This window comes from Streptomyces sp. Je 1-369 (genome assembly GCF_026810505.1).
Classification (GTDB): Bacteria; Actinomycetota; Actinomycetes; order Streptomycetales; family Streptomycetaceae; genus Streptomyces.
The window spans coordinates 6,904,423-6,926,288 of record NZ_CP101750.1; the positions used below are offsets into that span (position 1 = coordinate 6,904,423).

Below are 21,866 nucleotides of genomic sequence, written 5' to 3' on the forward strand. Positions count from 1 at the left end.
CCGATTCCGGTCCGTGGCGGCCGGGTCAGCCGGTGGCCTCGTCGAGGACCGAACGCCAGCGGGCCCGGTCGCGGTCGTAGTGCAGCGGTCCCACCGAGAACTCCGTGAGGTCGAGCGCGGTGAGCTGCTCGTACGCCTCGGCGGGGAGGTCCGGCTCCAGCACGATGTCGAGGCCGGTGGTCGCGTCCTGCAGCACGATCGGCCGCGCGGCACCCTCCTCACGGGCCTCCCGGGAGAGCCGTGCGTCCCGTTGCCCCGGCAGGGCGGAGTCACGAGGCGACGCGGGGCGCGCAGTCCTCCGTACGACACCCCTGAACGCGTCGTACGCGTCCTTGACCGCCTCCGCCCCGAGGCCGGTGAGGAACGCCTGGAGGGGCAGCGAGGCGAGGACGATCCAGGGGACGTCGACGGCGCCGCGGTGGTCGACGGTGTGCCGGACACGGACCGGTGGCGCGCCGAGTCCTTCGAAGGCGGCGACCAGCTCGCGGCGGAGTTCGTCGGGGACCTCGCGGTCCAGGAGCAGCTCCGCTCGCAGCGGCGCATCGGTCATGGACGTGCTTCCTTCCGACGGCGTCGTCGGCAGCCTAGAGGCGTGAACGGTGCGCACGCGGGGAAACCCGTGATTCGCAGGCACGGAACCTGTGGCACGGTGCGAGCGGCCGGGCCCGCCCTTCGCATGTCCTTTCCACTTTCGAAGGCGAAGTGGCCCCGGTTCACGCGATGGTGCGATCATCGGGCGCCGCACGGATGCCGCCAGGGGGCCCCGGGTAGGGCCGGGCACATGACGCAACCGTTCGAACTGCCGCACTTCTACATGCCGTACGCCGCGAGGCTCAACCCACACCTGGAGGAGGCCCGCGCGCACTCCACGCGCTGGGCGCGGGACATGGGCATGCTGGAGGGCAGCGGCGTCTGGGAGCAGAGCGACCTCGACGCGCACGACTACGGCCTGTTGTGCGCGTACACCCACCCCGACTGCGACGGCCCCGCCCTGTCGCTGATCACGGACTGGTACGTGTGGGTGTTCTTCTTCGACGACCACTTCCTGGACATGTACAAACGCACCCAGGACAGGTCCGCGGGCAAGGCGCACCTGGACCGCCTGCCCCTCTTCATGCCCATGGACCTGTCGGCCGCCGTGCCCGAGCCGCGCAACCCGGTCGAGGCGGGCCTCGCCGACCTGTGGGCGCGCACCGTGCCCGCCATGTCCAAGGACTGGCGGCGCCGCTTCGCGGAGTCGACGGAGCACCTGCTCGACGAGTCGATGTGGGAGCTTTCCAACATCAACGAGGGGCGGATCGCGAACCCCGTCGAGTACATCGAAATGCGCCGCAAGGTAGGCGGTGCCCCCTGGTCCGCGGGCCTCATCGAGTACGCGACGGCGGAGGTGCCCGCGTCGGTCGCGGGGACGAGGCCGCTGCGCGTCCTCATGGAGACGTTCGCCGACGCCGTCCACTTGCGGAACGACCTCTTCTCGTACCAGCGCGAGGTCCAGGACGAGGGCGAGCTCAGCAATGGAGTGCTCGTTCTGGAGACCTTCTTCGACTGCACCACCCAGGAGGCGGCCGACACGGTCAACGACGTGTTGACCTCGCGGCTGCACCAGTTCGAGCACACGGCGGTCACCGAAGTGCCCGCCGTCGCTGTGGCGAAAGGTCTCTCCTCGTCCGAGGTGGCGGCCGTCGCCGCGTACACGAGAGGGCTACAGGACTGGCAGTCGGGCGGCCACGAGTGGCATCTGCGCTCCAGCCGGTACATGAACGAAGGTGCGGTCGGCAGCTCACCGCTCGGCGGTCGCACGAGCCCCACCGATCCCACCGGAGTCGCCAGTCTCGCCGGTCCCACCGGTCTCGGGACCTCGGGGACCCACGTCGCGGCGCTGCTATCCGCCGCGGGCGCGGAACGGACGCGGTCCTTCACCCACGTGCCCTTCCAGAAGGTGGGCCCCTCCCGCATCCCCGACCTGTACATGCCGTTCCCGCTGCGGCTCAACCCCGGACTCGACACCGCGCGGCAGCGCATCACCGGGTGGTCGCACGAAATGGGCCTCCTGGAGGAGGGTGTCTGGGACGAGGACAAGCTCGCCGCGTACGACCTTCCGCTGTGCGCCGCGGGACTCGACCCGGACGGCACGCAGCAGGCACTCGACCTCAGCACACAGTGGCTCGTGTGGGGCACCTACGGCGACGACTACTACCCCCTCGTCTACGGCAACCGCCGCGACCTCGCCGCCGCGAAGCTCTGCACCGAACGCCTCTCCGCCTGCATGACGCTCGCCGGCGAGCCCGCTCCGGTGCCCGTGAACGCCATGGAGCGTGGCCTCGTCGACCTGTGGGCGCGCACGACCCGCGACATGACCGACCGGCAGCGCAGGGTGCTGCGCGACGCCGTCGACGTCATGACGGAGAGCTGGGTGTGGGAGATCTTCAACCAGCTGCACCACCGCGTCCCCGACCCGGTCGACTACCTGGAGATGCGCCGCGCCACGTTCGGCGCCGACCTGACGATGGGCCTGTGCCGGATGGGCCACGGCCCCGCCGTACCGCCCGCGCTCTACCGCAGCGGTCCCGTCCGCTCCCTGGAGAACGCCGCCGTCGACTACGCCATGCTCGTGAACGACATCTTCTCGTACCAGAAGGAGATCGAGTACGAGGGCGAGTTCCACAACGGCATCCTCGTCGTGCAGAACTTCTTCGGCTGCGACTACCCGTCGGCACTGCGCGTTATCCACGACCTGACGACACAGCGGCTGCGCCAGTTCGAGCATGTCAGCACCCACGAATTCCCCACTCTGTACGAGGACTTCGGGCTGTCCCGCGAGGGCCGCGCGGCCATGGACGGCTACGTCGCCGACCTGAAGAACTGGATGGCGGGCATCCTCAACTGGCACCACCGCTGCCACCGCTACGGCGCGCAGGACCTGGCAGGGCGCGCGCACGGCTTCCTGCCCGATCGTGCGCCCCGCGGCGCACCGACAAGCCCCCTTCGGATGGTTTCATCCGGAATGCAGGATTCGTGGAACTTCGGTGGTGCGCCGGGAGTCTTCTGAAGTGAAGGCGGCCGCCGAGCGGCCGCGAAACGGGGGATGGACACGGGGGGTGTTCGATCTTGACCGACATCATTGAACGCAGCACGGAACAGTCGGCGGGCGCGGAAGCCGTTGGTGCGGAAAGCATCGGCGCGGAAGTCGTCGGTGAGGGGCTTGCGGGGAGGGTTCAGGCCCTTGCCAACGGTGAACTGGCGCCGTTCGTGGCGCCGTTGACCGTCCCGCCGGTCCTGCGGCCCGGCTCCGCCGACGTGCGGGAGGAGACCGAGATCGCGTTGCGGCCGACGTGGGTGCGCCTGCACCCACAGCTTCCGCCGACCCTGATGTGGGGGTATGACGGCTCGGTGCCGGGACCCACCATCGAGGTGCGGCGCGGGCAGCGGATCCGTATCGCCTGGACCAACCGCATTCCGGAGGGCGAGTATCCCGTCACGGCCGTCGAGGCCCCGCGCGGAGACCCGCAGAAGGACCCGCTGCCCAGCACCCAGCCGGGCCGCGGGGGCATCGAGCCGAACAAGGACGTGGCGGCACTGCCCGCCTGGTCGGTGACGCACCTGCACGGCGCGCAGACGGGCGGCGGCAACGACGGCTGGGCGGACAACGCGGTGGGGTTCGGAGACGCCCAGCTCTCCGAGTATCCGAACGACCACCAGGCAGTGCAGTGGTGGTATCACGACCACGCCATGAACATCACGCGCTGGAACGTCATGGCGGGGCTGTACGGCACGTACCTGGTCCGGGACGACGAGGAGGACGCGCTGCAACTGCCCTGCGGCGAGCGGGAGATACCGCTGCTCATCGCCGACAGGAACCTGGACACGGACGAGGGCGACGGGCGGCTGAACGGCCGCCTCCTGCACAAGACCACCATCGTCGACCCGAAGAACGCGGAGACGGGCAAGCCGGTCACCCTGCCCTTCTCGGGTCCCTACACGACGGTCAACGGCCGCATCTGGCCGTACGCGGACGTGGACGCGGCCTGGTACCGGTTCCGCCTGGTCAACGCGTCGAACGCGCGTATCTACGACCTGGTGCTCGTCGACGAGGACAACAACCCTGTGCGGGGCGTACTGCACCAGATCGGCAGCGACGGCGGGCTCCTGCCGCGCCCCGTGCCGGTCGACTTCGAAGGGGCGCTGCCCACGCTCACCGTCGCCCCGGCCGAGCGCATGGACCTGCTCATCGACTTCAGGGAGCTCGCCGGGCAGCGGCTGCGGCTGGTCAACAAGGGGCGGGCGCAGGCGCCCGGCGTGCCCGACGTGGCGAACGACGTGCGCTATCCGCAGGTCATGGAGTTCCGGGTGGGCGAGTGCGCCGAACCGGATACGTTCGAACTGCCGGAGGTCCTCTCGGGCTCCTTCCGCCCGCTCACGCACGACATCGCGCACGGCCACCGGCTGATCGTGCTGACCCCGCCCGCCACCAAGGGAGGCGGCGGCCACCCGGAGATCTGGGAGATGGCCGAGGTCGAGAAGCCCGGTGACATCCAGGTGCCGACCGAGGGGGTCATCCAGCTGCGCGGGGGCGACGGCAAGGTCAAGACGTACCGGAGGACCGCCCGCACGTTCAACGACGGCCTCGGCATCACCATCGCCGAGGGCAGCCACGAACAGTGGACGTTCCTGAACCTCGCCGCGAACCCGCCGGTGCTCCACCCGATGCACATCCACCTGGCGGACTTCCAGCTCCTCGGCAGGGACGCCTGCGACGTCTCGGGCTTTGACGTCACCATCGGCGGCACCCTCGCGCCCATAGCCGTCGACCCGCAGCGCCCTGTCCCGCCGGCCCCGAACGAGCGCGGCTGGAAGGACGTCTTCCGGGTGCCCGGCGGGCAGATGCTGCGCGTCATGGGCAAGTTCGACGGGGCGTACGGCCGCTTCATGTACCACTGCCACTTCCTGGAGCACGAGGACATGGGCATGATGCGGCCCTTCGTGGTGATGCCCAAGGAGGCGTTGAAGTTCGACCACGGCGCGGGGCACGGGGGTGGTCACGGAGACCACGACGGCTAGGCCTGCGTCGGCGGGCGGCCCGTAACGATCAGGCGGTCACGCCCGCGTGCAGGGCAGCGGCTCGCGCCAGGGCCCGCACGATCGGGTGCGGCCGCGAGCCGTCGCCGGCCAGCTCGGGCTGGAAGAGGGAGGCCAGGAAGAAGGGGTGGCCGGGGAGTTCGGCCATCCGTACCTGGCCGTCCTCGTCCTCGCCGGAGAAGCGCAGCCCGTGGGCCCGCAGTGTGTCGAGGTGGGCGGTGGGGCCGTACGAGCAGTGGTAGCGCTCGATCGACTTGCGGGCGCCGACGACGGACTCGGCGAGCGAGCCCTCCGCGATGGTCACCGTGCCCTCGTGGCCGACCAGCGAGCAGGCCAGCGGGGTGAGGAGCAGGTCGTCGGCGTCGGGATCGTTCTCGGCGTGCGCGACGTGGGTGAGCCCGCAGACGTTCCGCGCGTACTCCAGGAGCGTGTGCTGGAAGCCGCCGCACGTGCCGAGGAAGGGCACGCCGTCCTCGCGCGCCGTGCGGATCGCGGCGAGCGCGCCGGCCTCGCTGCGGTAGGGGCTGCCGGGCACCATCCACACGGCGTCGAAGCCGCGCACGGCGTCCGGCTCCTCGGCGTCCTCGGTCGGGATCCAGTACGCGTCGAGGACGAGGCGGTCCTCGGCGGCGAGGGCGTCCAGGAGGAGCGGGATCCGGGTGTGGGAGGTGACGTTGGGGGAGCGGTCGCCGACGAGGGCGAGGCGGGCGGTGCGGGCGGTGGGGGCGGTCAAGGGCGCGGAGCCCGTGGTGGCTGCGGTCATGCGGCCCATCCTGGGTGGGGTCCTCGGTTCACGTCCAACGACGAAATCTGCACGCTCCATAAGCGTCCCTGATGCAGGAAGAGCCCCCTGACGACGGCGACGACGGCAGGAAGAGCCCCCTGGCGCCGGGCAGGGAAGCAACCCTGATGGCCGGGGCCCCGGTGAGCTGGAGGATCCTTGCGGGCATGGACCCGCACCTCCTGCGCACGTACGTGACGGTGGCCCGCCTCGCCTCCTTCTCCGAGGCGGCCCGCGAGCTCGGCTACACCCAGTCCGCCGTCTCCCAGCACATCGCCGCCCTAGAGCAGGACCTCGGCGCGGTCCTGCTCACGCGCCGGCCGGTGACCCCCACCCCGGCGGGCGCCCGCCTCCTGGAGCACGCGGGCCCGCTGCTGCTCCGGCTGGACGCGGCCCGCGCGGAAGTCGTCCGCATGGCGGCCGCGCCCGAGCAGGGGCTGACGCTCGCGGCCACGTCGACCGCACTGACGCCACGTACGGTCCGGGCGCTCCCCGCGGCGGGCGTCACCCTCGCGGTGCTGCCGCGCGACGAGGTCCCCGCGGCGGTCGCGACCGGCGCCGCCGACCTCGGGCTCGTCGACGGTCTCGCCGCGCCCAGTGACCCGCTGCGCCTGCCGGATGTCGCCCCGCTGGGCGTACGCGGCCTCGCGGAGGAACCCGTCGCCGTACTCCTCGCCGAGGACCACCCGCTGGCCCGCCGCAGAGGCCTGCGCCTCGGCGACCTCGTGGACGCCCGCTGGATCGACGCGCCGGACACGGGGTTGCCGCTGGCCCAACTCCGCGCCGCGTCCGGCACGTCGGGCTTCCGCCCCGCCCTGCGCTACGACGGCACGGACCTGCGTACCCTCACCGCGCTCGTCGCCGCGGGACACGGCCTCGCCCTGTTGCCGCAGTGGGCGGCGGAGGCGCGGGGCACCGTCGCCGTACCCCTGACGACACCTCGCGTAGTCCACCGCACGGAACTCCTCCACACCGGCACGCCGAGCGGCCCCGCGCGCACGCTGACCGCACAGCTGGACATCACCCGTTCGTGAAGCGTCGATGCGGCCTCACTCCGGGTAGAGCTGTGGCCGGAGGCGAGCCATGGATCAGACCACGTTGCGTCCCAAGCCGATGCCGGGCCGGAACTCCGGCCAAGGCCCCGACGAGAGTCCCGACGACGGCTCTGGTGCTGGGGCTGGTGCCGGTCGGGACTCGGACCGGAGCTCCGGCCAGGACCCGGACCGAGGCACGGGCCGAGACGCTGCCTGGGGCCCGGGCGAGGATCTCACTGGGACCCGTGGCCGGGATCGGGGGCTTGGCCAGGGCGAGGCTGCGGGCTGGAGTCCGGACGAGAATCCTGGCCCGGAGCCTGGTTGGCATGCGGGCTCGGGCGAACGTCTCGGCGGGAACCGTAACCAGGGCCAGGGCCCGGACCAGAGCCCTGGCATTGACGCCGGTCGGAGTCCGGGCGGGCGTCTTGGCGGGGGCGGGAGCGGGATCTGGAATCAGGGCCACGGGGGTGGCCGCGGGCATGAGGCCGACGGGAGTTGGGGCGGGAGCCCCGGTCAGAGCCCCGGCCAGGGCCCTGACCAGAGCCCTGGCATTGACGCCGGTTGGAGTCCGGGCGGGCGTCTTGGCGGGAGCGGGAGTGGGAGCGGGATCCGGAATCAGGGCCAGGGGCGTGGCCGCGGGCATGAGACCGACGGGAGTTGGGGCGAGAGCCCCGGCCAGAGCCCCGGCCAGGGCCCTGACCAGGACCCGGGCCAGAGCCCCGGCATGGACGCCGGTTGGAGTCCGGGCGGGCGTCTTGGCGGAAGCGGGGGCGGGAGCGGGAGCCGGGGTCAGGGCCGGGGGCGTGGGACTGGGCGGGATGCCGGGCGGAGTCCGGGCGCGAGTTCCGGGCGTGGTGTCGGCCCGGATTCACGGCGGGGTCCTGTGCAAGATGCGGGGCAGAGCCCCGGTCGGCACGCCGCCAGGGGTCCTGGTGAGGCCCCCGGCACGGGGCCACGTACCAGCCGGGGCCGGGGCCAGGGTTCGGAGCCGGGGCGGGGGCGTCCGGCCCGCGCCAGACGTCTCCGTTGGCTGCCCACGCCCCGAAAGGCCCGCCGCCCGCACGCCGCCCGGCGTCGCGGCAGGCGGTTGACGACGCTGCTGTCCGGGGTGGTCTGCGCGGCCGCCCTCGTACTCTCGGGCATCGGCATCGGAACCGTGGGCGCCACTGTCATCGGTATGAGCAAGCTCGCCGGGATGCGGAAGGCGGCACCCGGCGGGTCCGCGGGGCCCGCCGGGCCGGGGGCCGCCGCCCCCGGTTCCGTCGCACCGCTGACCGGCCCGGAACAGCACGCCCCCAGCCCCGGCGGCCACCTCCCCCCACACCCTCCCGCCACCGCCCTCGGCATCGAAGCCGTCGACGCCCCCCAGCGCGCGGGCGCCCTGCTCGTCGGCGTGCACGTGTCAGGGCCCGGGCATGCCGCAGGCCTCGTGCGCGGCGACACCGTGCTCGTGGTCGGCGGGACCCGGATCGACTCGGCCACCGAGCTCGCGGCCGTGGTCGGGGCGGCGCGGCCCGGCAGGACCGTGACTCTGACGGTGCGCCACGCGGGCGGCGCGCGCCAGGTCCTGGCGGCGCGACCCGGCGTCGTGACCTGACCCGGGTTCGCGGTCGCGCGCGGCGAGGGGCAGGATCTCTGGCGTAGACAACAGGAGGTCCACATGAGCAGCGCGCCCGCGCCCTTCACCGCCGACGACTACCGCGCACGTATGGAGCGGGCCGCCGCCACGGCCGCGGACGCGGGCCTGGCGGGGCTGCTCGTCGCCCCGGGACCCGACCTCGTGTGGCTCACCGGCTACCGGCCGACCGCGGACACCGAGCGCCTGACGCTCCTCGTGCTCGCGGCAGGACAGGACCCCGTCCTCGTCGTGCCGACGCTGGAAGCCCCGGACGCCGCGCGCGCCGTCGGCGTCTCCGCGCTCACCCTGCGGGACTGGACCGACGGCAAGGACCCGTACGCCGTCACCGCGCCCCTCTTGGACGTATCGGGCCGCTTCGGAGTGAGCGACAACGCCTGGGCGATGCACCTGCTCGGCTTCCAGCAGACGCTGCCCGACACCTCCTACGTATCGCTCACCCAGGCGCTGCCGATGCTCCGCGCGGTCAAGGACGAGGCCGAGCTCGAGCGCCTGGCGGCGGCGGGCGCGGCGGCCGACGCGGCGTACGAGGAGATCCAGAAGGTGTCCTTCGCGGGCCGCAGGGAGACGGACGTCGCCGCCGACCTCGCGGACCTGCTGCGGCGGTTCGGGCACTCCCAGGTGGACTTCACCGTCGTCGGATCGGGCCCGAACGGCGCCAACCCGCACCACGAGGCGGGCGACCGCGTCATCGAGCGGGGCGACATGGTCGTCCTCGACTTCGGCGGGCTGCTGCACGGCTACGGCTCGGACACCTCCCGTACCGTCCACGTCGGGGAGCCGACCGCCGAGGAGCAGCGCGTCCACGACGTGGTGCGCGAGGCGCAGGCGGTCGGCTGCGCGGCGGTGCGGCCCGGCGCGGCCTGCCAGGACATCGACCGCGCGGCCCGCGACGTGATCACCGAGTTCGGCTACGGCGAGTACTTCATCCATCGCACCGGACACGGCATCGGCGTCACCACCCACGAACCGCCCTACATGATCGAGGGCGAGGAGCGGCCGCTCGTGCCCGGCATGTGCTTCTCCGTGGAGCCCGGTATCTACCTGCCCGGCCGCTTCGGAGTGCGCATCGAGGACATCGTGACGGTCACCGAGGACGGCGGGCGGCGGCTCAACACCACCGCCCGCGAGATGGCCATCGTCGACTGACGCCCGCTCGGCCGACGCGCAGGACGCACAGCCGCCCGAAGGGGGCGCGACGTCACGCGGTCGCCAGGATCACGCATGATTCCGCGGGCAGCCGCACCACCCCGTCCGCGTCGGGCGCCTCGATCGGCTCCCACGCGGCGACCACGCGCGCGTGGCGCCCGTCCAGCGGCACGGTGACGGGCTCCCTGCCGAAGTTCACGGCGATCCGCAGATCCCCGCGGCGGAACGCGAACCAGCGGGCCGCCTCGTCGTACACGACCCGCACCGCCGCCAGGTCGGGGTCCGTCAGGTCGCCGCGGGCGCGCCGCAGGGCGATCAGCTCGCGGTGCCAGGCGAGGAGCCGCGCGTGGTGGCCCGCCGCGGGCTCGGACCAGTCCAGGCACGAGCGGTCGCGGGTCCCGTGGTCCTGGGGGTCGGGGATGTCCTCCGCGGCCCACCCGTGCGCCGCGAACTCCCTGCGCCTGCCCCGGCGCACGGCCTCGGCGAGCTCGGGGTCCGGGTGGTCGGTGAAGAACTGCCAGGGTGTCGTGGCGCCCCACTCCTCGCCCATGAACAGCATCGGCGTGAAAGGGCTCGTCAGGGTGAGCGCGGCCGCGCAGGCGAGGAGGCCGGGGGAGAGGGAAGCCGAAAGACGGTCCCCCTGGGCGCGGTTGCCGATCTGGTCGTGGGTCTGCGCGTAGGCGAGGAAGCGGTACGCGGGAGTCCGCGCGCGGTCCACGGGGCGTCCGTGCGCGCGGCCGCGGAACGTCGAGTACGTCCCGTCGTGGAAGAACCCGTGCGTCAGCGTCTTGGCGAGCGCGGCCAGCGGGGCGCGCGCGAAGTCTTCGTAGTAACCCTGCGCCTCACCCGTGAGCGTGGTGTGCAGCGCGTGGTGGAAGTCATCGTTCCACTGCGCCTGGAGGCCGAGCCCGCCCCGCGCGCGCGGGGTGACGATCCGCGGGTCGCCCAGGTCCGACTCGGCGATCAGGGACAGCGGCCGGTCGAGCTCGGCGGCCAAGGAGTCCACGGCGACGGAGAGTTCCTCCAGGAAGTGGCACGCGCGCGTGTCCACCAGCGCGTGCACCGCGTCGAGGCGGAGGCCGTCGATGCGGTAGTCGCGCAGCCAGGCCAGGGCGCTGCTGGTCAGGTACGCGCGCACCTCGTCCGAGCCGGGGGCGTCCAGGTTGACGGCGGCGCCCCACGGCGTCTGGTGCGTGTCGGTGAAGTACGGCCCGAACGCGGGCAGGTAGTTGCCGGACGGGCCGAGGTGGTTGTGGACGACGTCCAGGACGACGCCGAGGCCGTGCGCGTGCGCCGCGTCGACAAATCGTTTCAGCGCCTCGGGTCCGCCGTACGGCTCGTGCACCGCCCAGAGCGACACCCCGTCGTACCCCCAGCCGTACTGCCCGGGGAAGGGGCACAGCGGCATCAGCTCCACGTGCGTGATGCCGAGCTCCGCGAGGTGCCCGAGCCGGTCCGTCGCCGCGTCGAGCGTCCCCTCGCGCGTGTACGTCCCCACGTGCAGCTCGTACAGGACCGCGTCCCGCACGCCGCGCCCCGCCCAGGGCGTGCGCCACGCGTACCGGTCGTGGTCGACGACCGCGCTGAGCCCGTCGGGTCCCTCCGGCTGGCGGCGCGAGCGCGGGTCGGGCAGGACAGGGCCACCGTCCACCGAGAAGCCGTAACGGGTGCCGTCCTCGGCCGCCGCTTCCCCCGTCCACCACCCCGCGCGGTCCCCGTCGCGCTCCAGCGCGCGCGTGGTGCCCGCGCATTCCAGTACGACCTGCTCGGCCTCCGGCGCCCACACTTCGAACCTCACCGACGGTTCTCCCTCGTCCGCTGTCCGTCACACCGTGTGTCCCATGGTGCGTCAGAAACCCGCGGTCCGTAGGGGGATCCGCCCGGGACGCGACCGAAGGGCGCTCGATTCCCCCGTTCTGGACACCCGGGCCGCGAGTGACGGACAATTCCCTGGTGACATCCTCTTTCGAGTTCTCCACGTACCCCGCGCGGGTGACGGACGCGGAGCGCGACCGGGCGCTGGACGCACTCAAGGAGGGTGCGGCCGTCGGCAGGCTCTCGCACGACACGTTCCTGCGGCGCATGGAGCTCGTGCTCGCCGCGAGGCGGCCCGACGAACTGGCCGCCCTCACCGACGACCTGCGGACCGAGGGCCGCTGGTCGCGCATGGTGCTCGGCGGCGTGGGCGCGGTCTCCGGGTTCACGATGAAGCTGCGCAGGGCCTGGCAGGCCGAGCGCCTGCCGAAGCTGCTGCTGCCCTCGCCCGACAGCGCCTTTCCGCTGCGGATCGGCCGCGACCCCGCCAACGGCCTGCGGCTGAGCCACGACACGGTGTCCCGGGTCCACGCCGAGCTGCGGCGGCAGGGCGGCGTGTGGGTGCTGCGCGACCTCGGCTCGACCAACGGCACGTCCGTGAACGGCCGCAGGGTGACCGGTGCGGCGATCGTCCAGGACGGCGACTCGGTGAGCTTCGGCCGGATGGCGTTCCGCCTCTCGACGAGCTGAGGACCGCTCGCGGGCGTACGCGGTCAGTCCGGCGCGCGGTCGCCGTCGGCCTGCACGCGCGCGTGCCACGCGGCCGCGACCGTGGCGCGCGCCTGGTGCTCCACCTGGTGCTCCAGCGGCACCCAGCGCGCTCTGAACCGGTCGGCGAACGCCTCGCTCCACTGCGTCACGAGCAGCTCCAGGCGCGGCGCCGCCCGGTCGCCCGCCTCGTCTAGGACCCGCAGCAGCATCGCCGCGGCCCGCAGCGGCAGGCGCCTGCCGAAGGCGTCGACACTCCCGATGTACGCCCTGGAGGTGGCCGCGGGCGGCAGCCGCCGCCAGTCGTCGGCGAGCCCGGGCACCAGGGCGAGCGCCCACCGCGCGGCCCGCAGCAGCGGCCCGTCGAGGCCGCCGCCACCGTCTTGGGACAGCCGCGGCAGGGCGTCGGCAAGGATGTCCTCGACCAGCCGCGCGTCCCGTCGCAGTCGGCCCGCGAGCGCCCGCATCGCCCGGGCGGGCGCCGGATGCGCCTCCACCTCGTCGACGAGGTCGCCGGCCCACATCGGGACCTCGATGATCGCGGTCCGCCCGCCGTAGCGGTGGGTGCGGTGCCAGGTGGTGCGCCGGGCGTCCTCCGGCAGGCTCGGATACGCCGCGTCCGTGCCGGGGCCCGGCAGCACGTGGACCCCCGGACCGGACACCGGCCAGCCCGCGGCGTCCGACGCCCCCGTCTCCACCGGAATGTGCAGCTCCGCGGCCGACTTGGCGAACGGCTCCGCGAGGCCGGGGATGTCCTTCGTGAGCTGTATCCAGCTGCCGCCCAGGTCGGTGCAGTGCAGGGACACTTGTAAGTAGGGGCGCAGTTCGTCGATGACGGCGGTCAGGGCGCGGGTCTCCGGTGGCAGCCGGTCGGGCGACAGGACGGAGGGTGACCACTCCGGCTGCTCGGGGCCCGCCGGGCGGTAGAAGTGCCGGTGGTAGTCGAGGAGGGTGCGCGGGGCGGGCGTGCGGTGCAGGCTCGCGCCGTCCGGGTCCGCGCAGAGCAGGAAGTGCCATGAGGTGTCGCCGCGCAGGTGCGGGTCGCGCAGGGCCCGTTCGGCGAGGTGCAGCAGCGTGGCACCGCCGGTCGGCTCGTTGGCGTGCGCGCCCGCGACGACGAGGACGGCACGTGGGCGGTGTCCTACGGAGAGCAGGTACAGCGGCCGTCCCGCCCGCGAGGCCCCCACTTCGCGCAGGGAGGCCAGTTCGGGCCGGTGAGCTGCCAACTGACGCGCGGAAAAGACGAGTTCAGGAACGTTCGGGTAGTGCTGCACCGCCAGTTGGCCCCCTGTCCGGTTCACCCCTGAGGCCATCGCAGTACCCCATGCCCCCAGGAGACGTGTCAAGGACGCGTCCACCGGGTCGGCGAGACGGCGGAGCTCACTCGAACGGGCGTACGCGGACTGCGGCGGAGGCCGCGAAGTGATCCTCTGGAACACACCCGCGCGGCCGCTCGCCGCGCCGACGCACAGGTGGGAGCCCCGCGGTGCGCTGCCCTCCCGTCCCGCCGGACGGCCCGATAACCCCACCGGACACACGTTCCGCCCTGCGCGTGCCGTCCGTGGTGAGCGCCGGCTCCGCCCCGGCCGCCGTCCGCCCCCTGCCGTATGTGTCGTGTGCTCCTACGGAGGCCAGGCCGCGGCCGCCTCGTGCGGCGCCGCCCAGTCTCGTGTCGCCCGGTGTCGCGAGCGACCCGTACCCCGTGTTCCGGGTGCTGCGGGAGAGTTTTCCGCTGGTGCGGGACGAGCTGCTCGGGGCGTGGGTCGTGAGCCGGTACGGGGACGTGTGCGGGGCGCTCGGGCAGGAGGGGCTCGTCGCGGTGCCGCCGGGGCGGACCCTCACGCACATGGAGGGCGACACGCACCGCGCCCACCGCGCCCTGGTCGAACCCGCGCTGCGGGGCCGCGCCGTCGCCGCCCTGGCCGCGGGCGCCTCGCGCACCGCCTACGTCCTGGCCCGCCGCATCGCCGCCCGCGAGGAGGCCGACCTCTTCGCCGAGTTCTGCCAGTGGCTGCCGACCGCCGCCGTCATGGCGGCCCTGGGGCTGCCCTACGAAGACACCGCCCGCGTACAGCAGTGGTGCCGCGGCGGCCTCACCCACCTCGGCGGCCACCACCACGAACTGGACGCCTGTCTGCGCCCGCACCTGGCCGGGCGCAGGGCCCGCCCCGGCGCCGACCTGCTCTCCGTGCTGTGCCGCGCCGAGGTCGACGGCAGGCCGCTGTCCGACGACGCGGTGTGCGGACTCGTCGGCTCGCTGCTCGGCGGGGGCGGAGAGGCCACCGCGCTCGCGTTCGCCTCGTGCCTCGCCAACCTCCTCGACGACCCGGACCAGCTCGCCCTGGTCCGCGAACGGCGCGCACTCATCCCCGCCGCCTGGGCCGAGTCCCTGCGCCGCGACCCGCCCGCCCCCGTCGTGCTGCGCCGCGCGGTCCGCCCGGTCACCGTGGCCGGCGCACCCCTGCCGACGGGCGCGGTCGTCGCGTGCCTGGTCGGCGCGGCGAACCGGGACCCCGCCCGGTTCGCCCGCCCGGACCGCTACGACATCCTCCGCGCGGACCCCGGCCGCCTCGCCTTCGGCACCGGCCGCCACGCCTGCCCCGGCACCGAACTCGCCGCCCGCACCGCCGAGTACGGGCTGCGCGCCCTGCTCGACGCCCTGCCGGGACTGCGCTGGGCGCCCGGGTTCAGACCGGCTCCCCGGGGGCTGCTGACCCGCGGTCCGCGGACTCTCCTCGTACGTCCACGGTAGGAGCCTCACCGGCCTCACAGGCTTCGGAGGCACGCACGAGGAGCGCCACCGGCGACGCGGCGAAGAGCTCGTCCACGCGCGCGTGCCCCTCGAACTCCCGCCCCGGAGCCAGCAGATCGGTCCACCGGCCCGCCGGGAGCGCGAGCTCCGTCCCGCGCCAGCCGCCCGCGTCCGCGAGCCGCAGCGACAGCCGCGTCACGGCGGTCACGATCTCCCCGGAGCGGACGAACGCCACACAGTGCGCGGCGCCAGGCCCCTCGGCGGCCAGCGGCTCGTACGTCGCCGCGCCCCCGCACAGCTCGGGCCGCCGCCCCCGCAGCCGCAGCGCCGTCGCGGTGAGCGCCAGCTTCTCCTCCGAGAGGTCCCAGCGGTCCCGCTGCGAGTCGAGCCGCTCAAGGACGTGCGGCTGGAAGCGGGCGGGCCGCCGGTTGTCCGGATCGACCAGCGCGCGGTACTCGCCCTCCGTGCCCTGGTAGACGTCGGGCACCCCGGGCATCGTCAGGTGCAGCAGCGCCGCCCCCAGGACGTTCGCCCGCACATGGGAGTCCATCTCGCGCGCGAAGGACGCCACCGCGTACAGCGGCGGCCCGCAAGGACCCGCCTCCACGAACGCGGCCACCGCCTTCTCGTACGCCTCGTTCTGCTCGGTCCAGCTCGTGTGCAGGCCCGCCTCGCGCACATGCTTCAGGAGGGCGTTCTGCAGCCGCTGGTCGTACGGGAACCCGAAGCCGACGGCCGTCTGCCAAGCGGCCCAGGCCAGTTGGGGGTCGGGCGCGCCCGTGCCGCCCATCCGCGAGGTCTGCTCGGTGACCTCGGCGAGGAGGTCGGCCCACCGGTCCGGGCACTGCGTCAGGACCGAGATGCCCGCCCGTACGTCCGCGCTGCGCTTGGTGTCGTGGGTCGTCAGGACCGTGCCCGAGTAGGGCCAGTCGCGCTGCACGCGCGCGCAGTACGCGTGGAACTCCTCCACGGGCACCGCGGGCCGCTCGGGGGCGCCGCCCACCTCCGCCGCCGAGAGCAGCGGCGCGTGCCGGTAGAACGCGGTGTCCTCGACGGCCTTGGCGCGCAGCGCGGACGCGGTCTGCGCGAACCGGGCACGGAACTCCTCCATGGCGCCGGCGGCCTCCACGGCCTCTCCGACCGCCCGGACGCGCCCCAGCGCCAAGTCCCGCACGACATCGACCGCCCGGGCCTCCTCGGGCACGCCGAAGGCCGCCCTGGCCTCTTCGGCGGCACGCTCGGTGAGGACGGATTCGGGTGTGTCGCCCCCGGAGACGTACGGCCGGTAGACGGGAAGCCGTACGAGCAGCTCTCTGAGGGCGGTGCGCAGCGTCCACGGCGCGTGGTCGCGCAGCGCGGGGACGGCTGCGCAGATCGCCCCTGCCGCGCGCGTGAGGCGGTCCACCTCGGCCGCCAGTTCGCGCGTGACGACCTTGTACGCGGCCCTGCGGACCGTCGCGTCCCAGTCGCCGCCCCGGTCGGCGGGCGCCGCCGCGAAGCGCCGGTACTGGCCGAGGAGTTCACCGGCGCCCGCGGGGTCGGCGAGGACGCCGTCGATGTGCCGCAGCGCGTCGTAACCGGTGGTGCCCGCCACGGGCCAGGCGGCGGGCAGGCGCTCGCCGTCGGCGAGGATCTTCTCTACGACGGTCCACCGCCCGCCGGTCGCCTCGTGCAGCCTCTGGAGGTACGCCCCGGGGTCCGCGAGGCCGTCCGGATGGTCGATCCGCAGCCCGTCGACGACCCCCTCGCGCAGCAGCCGCAGGATCTTCCCGTGCGTCGCATCGAAGACGCCCGGGTCCTCGACGCGCACCCCGATGAGATCGGAAATGGTGAAGAACCGCCGGTAGTTGAGCTCGGTACGGGCCAGCCGCCACCAGGACAGGCGATACCACTGCGCGTCCAGGAGCTGCGGGAGCGGCAGCGCCGCCGTGCCCTCCCTGAGGGGGAACGCGTGTTCGTGATAGCGCAGTACGTCGCCGTCGACCCGCAGCTGTCCGAGCTCCTCGCCGAGCCTGCCGCCGAGGAACGGCAGCAGGACGCGCCCGCCGCCCGCGTCCCAGTCGATGTCGAACCAGTGCGCGTAGGGCGAGCGGGGGCCCTCGCGCAGCACCTCCCACAGGGCGTGGTTGTGCCGCGGCACCGCCGCCATGTGGTTCGGCACGATGTCCACGACCAGACCGAGTCCGGACTGCCGGGCCGTGCGGGACAGGGACCGCAGCCCGTCCTCGCCGCCCAGCTCGTCCCGCACGCGCGCGTGGTCCACGACGTCATAGCCGTGCGTGGACCCGGGCACCGCCTCCAGGACCGGTGACAGGTGCAGATGCGAGACACCGAGCGAGGCCAGATGGGGGACGGCCGCCTCGGCGGCCGCGAAGGGGAAGTCGGGCTGCAGCTGCAACCGGTACGTGGCGGTGGGCGGCGGCGGTACCGCGGGGCCGGGGCGCTCCGGCGTCATGCGCGTCATGCGAACGTACGTACCCGCTCGGAAGGCTTTCGTGTCATCGACTCATGCGTGTCGGGACCACGGCGTCGTTAGCGTCGGACGATGGCTGAGAACACACGGGACGCGTACCGCACAGTGCTCGGGATGACCGGGGCACTGCTCCCCGTCGTCTCGTTCCTCGGCAGACTTCCCGTGGCGATGATCCAGTTCGGCAGTGTGCTGCTGGTGACCGAGACCAGCGGATCGCTGGCCACCGGCGGGATCGTCGCCTGCGCGCTCGCGCTCGGCCAGGTGACCCTGGGCCCGTTCGTCGGGCGCCTCGCGGACCGGCGCGGCCAGCGCTCCGTGGTCCTCGCCTTCTCCCTCGTCAACGCCGTGGCCATCGCGGCGTACACCCTGGGCGCCGTCGCCGACCTGCCCACACCGGTCCTCGCCGCCCTCGGCGCACTGGCGGGCGCGACGATCCCGGGGATCGGCCCGCTGGCGAGGGCCCGCGTCGTCCCGCTGGTCCGCGCCAAGGGCGGCGACGACCGGCTCGCCGGGACGGTGCTGTCCCTGGAGAGCACCATGGACGAGCTGTCCTTCGTCCTGGGCCCCGCCCTGGTGGGCCTCGCGTCCGTCGCGGGCCACCCGGCGTACGCCTTCGGCCTCGCCTCGCTCCTGGTCGCAGGCTGCGGCACGGCCTTCGCCCTGCACCCGACGGGACGTACGCCCGGAGCGGCCCCCGAAAGCCCCACACGCGCGCGTGGCGGACGCCCGCGCCTTCCACGTTCCGTGTACGTGGTGCGGGTGGGGCTGCTGTTCCTGGGGGTGCTGCTCGGCGCCTGCGGTGCGGGCATCACCGCGCTCACCGACGAGCTGGGCCGCCCCGGGCAGGCGGGTCTCGTGTACGCGGCGATGGGAGTCATGAGCGCGGTGGTCGGCCTCTCCATGGCCGCGCTGCCCGAGCGCTTCGGGCTGGTCGCACGCTGGCGCGTCGCGACGGCCGCCGCGGCGCTCCTTTCCCTGCCCCTGGTGTGGACGGACAGCCTGGCGGGCCTCTACGTAGTGGTCACTCTGTTCGGCGCGATCTACGCCCCGAACCTCATCACCGGCTTCGCGCTGACCGAGCGGGCCGTGCCGCAGCAGCGGCTCGCCGAAGGCATGACGTTCGCGGCGAGCGCGTTCGTCGGGGGCCAGGCGGTGACACTCGCGGTGGCCGGACGCCTCGCGGAGTCGCACGGCGCGGGGGCGGCGTTCGCCCTCGGCAGCGGGGCCGCGGCGGTCGCGTTCGTGATCGCCCTGATCGCCCGCCACGAACCGCACCGCCCCGACCCGTCGCGCCACCCCTATGAGGCGCCCCGCACGGCCACCGCCACCGTCACGCCGGACGCTGCAGCACCGTAAGGCTCCGGTCGGCCAGCGTGAGCCGGTCGCCCGCCCGCACCTTCGGCCCCGGTTCCGGCGGCACCCCGTCCGCGTGCGCCGTGTCGATCACCAGCTGCCACTGGCGGCCGTGGTTGACCGGCACCACGAATTCGATCGCCTCGGGGGACGCGTTGAACAGGAGCAGGAACGAGTCGTCGGCGATCCGCTCCCCGCGCGGCCCCGGCTCCGAGATGGCGTTGCCGTTCAGGAACACGCTGAGCGCCCGGGCCTGCGACGAGTCCCAGTCCGGCTGCTCCATCTCGTCCCCCTCCGGGGTGAACCAGGCGATGTCGGACAGTTCGTCGTGCGTGCCCTGGACCGGCCTGCCGTGGAAGAACCGGCGCCTGCGGAAGACCGGATGGTCGCGCCGGAGCATCGCCATCGTGCGGGTGAAGGTGAGGAGCGAGTTCTCGCCGTCCGGCCAGCGCACCCACGCCAGCTCGTTGTCCTGGCAGTACGCGTTGTTGTTGCCGTCCTGCGTGCGCGCGAACTCGTCGCCGTGGCTGAGCATCGGCACGCCCTGGGACAGCATCAGCGTGGCGGTGAAGTTCCGCATCTGCCGCGCGCGCAGCGCCAGGATGTCCGGATCGTCCGTCCCGCCCTCGGCGCCGCAGTTCCAGGAGCGGTTGTGACTCTCGCCGTCCTGGTTGTCCTCGCCGTTGGCGTGGTTGTGCTTCTCGTTGTACGAGACGAGGTCGTGCAGGGTGAAACCGTCGTGGCAGGTGGTGAAGTTGATGGACGCGAGGGGGCGCCGCCCGTCGTCCTGGTAGAGGTCGGACGAGCCGGTGAGCCGGGACGCGAACTCCGCGAGGGTGCGCTGCTCGCCGCGCCACAGATCGCGCACCGTGTCCCGGTACATGCCGTTCCACTCGGTCCACAGGGGCGGGAAGTTGCCCACCTGATAGCCGCCCTCGCCGACGTCCCAGGGTTCGGCGATCAGCTTGACCTGGCTGACCACAGGGTCCTGCTGTACGAGGTCGAAGAAGGACGACAGCCGGTCCACCTCGTGGAACTGGCGTGCCAGCGTCGCCGCGAGGTCGAAGCGGAAGCCGTCCACGTGCATGTCCGTGACCCAGTGCCGCAGCGAATCCATGATCATCTGGAGGACGTGCGGTGAGCGCATCAGGAGTGAGTTGCCGGTCCCCGTGGTGTCCATGTAGTACCGGGAGTCGTCCGTGAGGCGGTAGTACGAGGCGTTGTCGAGGCCCTTGTAGGAGAGCGTCGGGCCCAGGTGGTTGCCCTCGGCGGTGTGGTTGTAGACGACGTCGAGGATCACCTCGATGTCCGCCTCGTGGAGGGCCTTCACGGCCTGCTTGAACTCCAGGACCTGCTCGCCGCGGTCGCCCCAGGAGGCGTACGCGTTGTGCGGGGCGAAGAAGCCGATGGTGTTGTAGCCCCAGTAGTTGTTGAGGCCCATGTCCACCAGGCGGTGGTCGTTCACGAACTGGTGGACCGGCATCAGCTCCAGGGCGGTGACGCCGAGTCCGGTGAGGTGCTCGATGATCGCCGGGTGCCCCAGCGCCGCGTACGAGCCGCGGAACTCCTCCGGGAGGTCCGGGTGCAGCATGGTGAGGCCCTTGACGTGCGCTTCGTAGAGCACCGTTTCGTGGTACGGGGTACGCGGGGGCCGGTCGTCGCCCCAGTCGAAGTAGGGGTTGACCACGACCGACGTCATCATGTGCGGCGCCGAGTCCATGTCGTTGCGCTCGTCGGGCTCTTCGAAGTGGTAGCCGTACACCTCCTCCCCCCAGTCGATGCGCCCGCTCACCGCGCGCGCGTACGGATCGAGGAGCAGCTTGGCGGAGTTGCACCGGTGCCCCTGCTCCGGTGCGTACGGTCCGTGCACCCGGAAGCCGTACCGCTGGCCCGGCATGATGCCGGGCAGGTACGCGTGCCGCACGAACGCGTCGGACTCGCGCAGCTCGACGGCGGTCTCCGAACCGTCGTCGTGCAGCAGACACAGCTCCACTCGCTCTGCGGCCTCGGAGAAGACCGCGAAATTCGTGCCCGCTCCGTCGTACGTGGCACCTAAGGGATACGCCTGCCCAGGCCAGACCTGCATGTATGCGACTCTTCCACTCACGCCCCCTCAAGACGGGGCCACTTCGGCCAGAGTGTGCCCGAAAGTGGGGCAACCACCCTGGAGTTGTACCCGTCTAACCGTCTGACCACATACTCGGCATGCCCATGAATGGGGCGCCAGGGGAGTAGGGGGAGTAGTGCGAGAGATAGTCAGACGCCACCTGGGGAAGGTGGTGGCCGGCACGACGGTCGCGGTCGCCGCGGCAGCCGTGCTGGTGGGCGTCAATCTGTCGGGGTCCGAGGCGGGCGGGTCGGGGGACCGCCAGGCCAACGCGGCGGCGGCGAAGCAGGACGCCGTGGCGAAGGACGGCGTCGTGGAGGCGGCGCCCGAGGAGGGCGCGAAGGGAGTCGGCAGCGACCCGCTGACCGACGAGGAGATCGAGCGGGCCGAGAAGGCCTCGGTGTCGGGGCAGATGCGCTCCAGCGCCCGGGACGTCGAGGGAGACCGCGGACCGCAGCTGCTGTCCACCAACCTCAGCGAGCCGGACCCGAACGGCGGCGACGCCCCGCGCAGCGCGGAAGTCGTGTACTACGACTACAAGAAGGACACCGTCATCACCAAGACGGTCGACCTGGAGACCGGCAAGGTGGCCGACACGGTCACCACCAAGAACGTGCAGCCGCCGCCCAGCCAGGAAGAGCTGGCCGAGGGCGCCAGGCTCCTGATCGCCGACCCGCTCGGCAAGGGCCTGAAGAAGGACTTCAAGCACGCCACGGGCAAGGCGCTCACCAGCCCCGACCAGCTGCAGCTGAGCGGCATGGTCTTCCGCAAGGAGACGGTGAAGCGCGTGCCGTCCAGCCTCGGCGAGTGCGGCAAGAACCGGTGCCTCCAGGTCGTCACCAAGGTCAAGAGCGGCCCGTGGATCGACACCAGGGCCCTCGTCGTCGACCTGAGCACCCGCACGGTGGGCCGCCTCGGCTGATCCCGGCCACCCGCTCACGACACCACACGCCACCTTCTCCTCGGACGAGGGAGTCCACTT

At 73.0% G+C, this 21,866-nt stretch carries 15 protein-coding genes; 9 read left to right on the forward strand and 6 right to left on the reverse strand.

Features of this window, described 5'->3' with window-relative positions; all coding sequences use genetic code 11:
* Positions 1-25: 25 nt before the first annotated feature.
* Entirely contained in the window at positions 26-550 is a 525-nt protein-coding gene (locus NOO62_RS31065; protein WP_268774106.1) for a hypothetical protein, read from the reverse strand.
* A 231-nt stretch (positions 551-781) separates the two neighbouring features.
* Here NOO62_RS31065 and cyc2 point away from each other — a divergent pair, with 231 nt between their 5' ends.
* Both cyc2 and phsA read left to right on the forward strand, forming a co-directional pair.
* Positions 782-3,049, forward strand: coding sequence for a germacradienol/geosmin synthase Cyc2 (gene cyc2, locus NOO62_RS31070; protein ID WP_268774107.1), 2,268 nt, complete (start codon positions 782-784; stop codon positions 3,047-3,049).
* 125 nt (positions 3,050-3,174) lie between these two features.
* Entirely contained in the window at positions 3,175-5,058 is a 1,884-nt protein-coding gene (gene phsA, locus NOO62_RS31075; protein WP_414931027.1) for an O-aminophenol oxidase PhsA, read from the forward strand.
* 28 nt (positions 5,059-5,086) lie between these two features.
* Here the strand turns inward: phsA and NOO62_RS31080 are convergent, their stop codons facing one another.
* Positions 5,087-5,839: a glutamine amidotransferase-related protein gene (locus NOO62_RS31080; RefSeq protein ID WP_268774109.1), complete on the reverse strand. Its 753-nt coding sequence runs from the start codon at positions 5,837-5,839 to the stop codon at positions 5,087-5,089.
* Positions 5,840-6,024: 185 nt separating this feature from the next.
* On the opposite strand from NOO62_RS31080, the gene NOO62_RS31085 reads away from it, so the two are divergent.
* From NOO62_RS31085 to NOO62_RS31095, 3 genes are all read left to right on the forward strand, one after another.
* Positions 6,025-6,891 carry a LysR family transcriptional regulator gene (locus NOO62_RS31085; RefSeq protein WP_268775860.1) on the forward strand — a complete coding sequence of 289 codons (867 nt, stop codon included), beginning with the start codon at positions 6,025-6,027 and terminating at the stop codon, positions 6,889-6,891.
* A gap of 1,087 nt (positions 6,892-7,978) precedes the next feature.
* A complete protein-coding gene (locus NOO62_RS31090) occupies positions 7,979-8,488 on the forward strand; it encodes a PDZ domain-containing protein (RefSeq protein ID WP_268774110.1) in 510 nt (169 codons plus the stop codon).
* 63 nt (positions 8,489-8,551) lie between these two features.
* On the forward strand, positions 8,552-9,676 hold the full coding sequence (locus NOO62_RS31095; RefSeq protein ID WP_268774111.1) for an aminopeptidase P family protein: 1,125 nt from the start codon (positions 8,552-8,554) through the stop codon (positions 9,674-9,676).
* Between the two features lie 52 nt (positions 9,677-9,728).
* Here NOO62_RS31095 and treZ read toward each other — a convergent pair whose 3' ends face one another.
* Positions 9,729-11,474 carry a malto-oligosyltrehalose trehalohydrolase gene (gene treZ / locus NOO62_RS31100; protein ID WP_268774112.1) on the reverse strand — a complete coding sequence of 582 codons (1,746 nt, stop codon included), beginning with the start codon at positions 11,472-11,474 and terminating at the stop codon, positions 9,729-9,731.
* 155 nt (positions 11,475-11,629) lie between these two features.
* Here treZ and NOO62_RS31105 point away from each other — a divergent pair, with 155 nt between their 5' ends.
* Positions 11,630-12,181 carry a DUF1707 and FHA domain-containing protein gene (locus NOO62_RS31105; protein ID WP_268774113.1) on the forward strand — a complete coding sequence of 184 codons (552 nt, stop codon included), beginning with the start codon at positions 11,630-11,632 and terminating at the stop codon, positions 12,179-12,181.
* A 23-nt stretch (positions 12,182-12,204) separates the two neighbouring features.
* Here the strand turns inward: NOO62_RS31105 and NOO62_RS31110 are convergent, their stop codons facing one another.
* Positions 12,205-13,512 (reverse strand): M14 family zinc carboxypeptidase, encoded by a 1,308-nt coding sequence (locus NOO62_RS31110; RefSeq protein WP_268774114.1) that lies wholly within the window; start codon positions 13,510-13,512, stop codon positions 12,205-12,207.
* Positions 13,513-13,868: 356 nt separating this feature from the next.
* Between NOO62_RS31110 and NOO62_RS31115 the strand changes: the two genes are divergently transcribed.
* On the forward strand, positions 13,869-14,951 hold the full coding sequence (locus NOO62_RS31115; RefSeq protein ID WP_268774115.1) for a cytochrome P450: 1,083 nt from the start codon (positions 13,869-13,871) through the stop codon (positions 14,949-14,951).
* Here the strand turns inward: NOO62_RS31115 and treY are convergent.
* Positions 14,887-17,406, reverse strand: coding sequence for a malto-oligosyltrehalose synthase (gene treY / locus NOO62_RS31120; protein WP_268775861.1), 2,520 nt, complete (start codon positions 17,404-17,406; stop codon positions 14,887-14,889). The two genes, NOO62_RS31115 and treY, sit on opposite strands and share 65 nt — an antisense overlap.
* Positions 17,407-17,496: 90 nt before the next feature.
* Here treY and NOO62_RS31125 point away from each other — a divergent pair, with 90 nt between their 5' ends.
* Positions 17,497-18,780, forward strand: coding sequence for an MFS transporter (locus tag NOO62_RS31125; RefSeq protein WP_268774116.1), 1,284 nt, complete (start codon positions 17,497-17,499; stop codon positions 18,778-18,780).
* Here NOO62_RS31125 and glgX read toward each other — a convergent pair.
* Positions 18,755-20,863, reverse strand: a complete 2,109-nt coding sequence (glgX, locus tag NOO62_RS31130; RefSeq protein WP_268774117.1) for a glycogen debranching protein GlgX — start codon at positions 20,861-20,863, stop codon at positions 18,755-18,757. The genes NOO62_RS31125 and glgX overlap by 26 nt on opposite strands.
* 193 nt (positions 20,864-21,056) lie before the next feature.
* Here glgX and NOO62_RS31135 point away from each other — a divergent pair, with 193 nt between their 5' ends.
* On the forward strand, positions 21,057-21,806 hold the full coding sequence (locus NOO62_RS31135) for a Tat pathway signal sequence domain protein (protein WP_268774118.1): 750 nt from the start codon (positions 21,057-21,059) through the stop codon (positions 21,804-21,806).
* Positions 21,807-21,866: the final 60 nt, after the last annotated feature.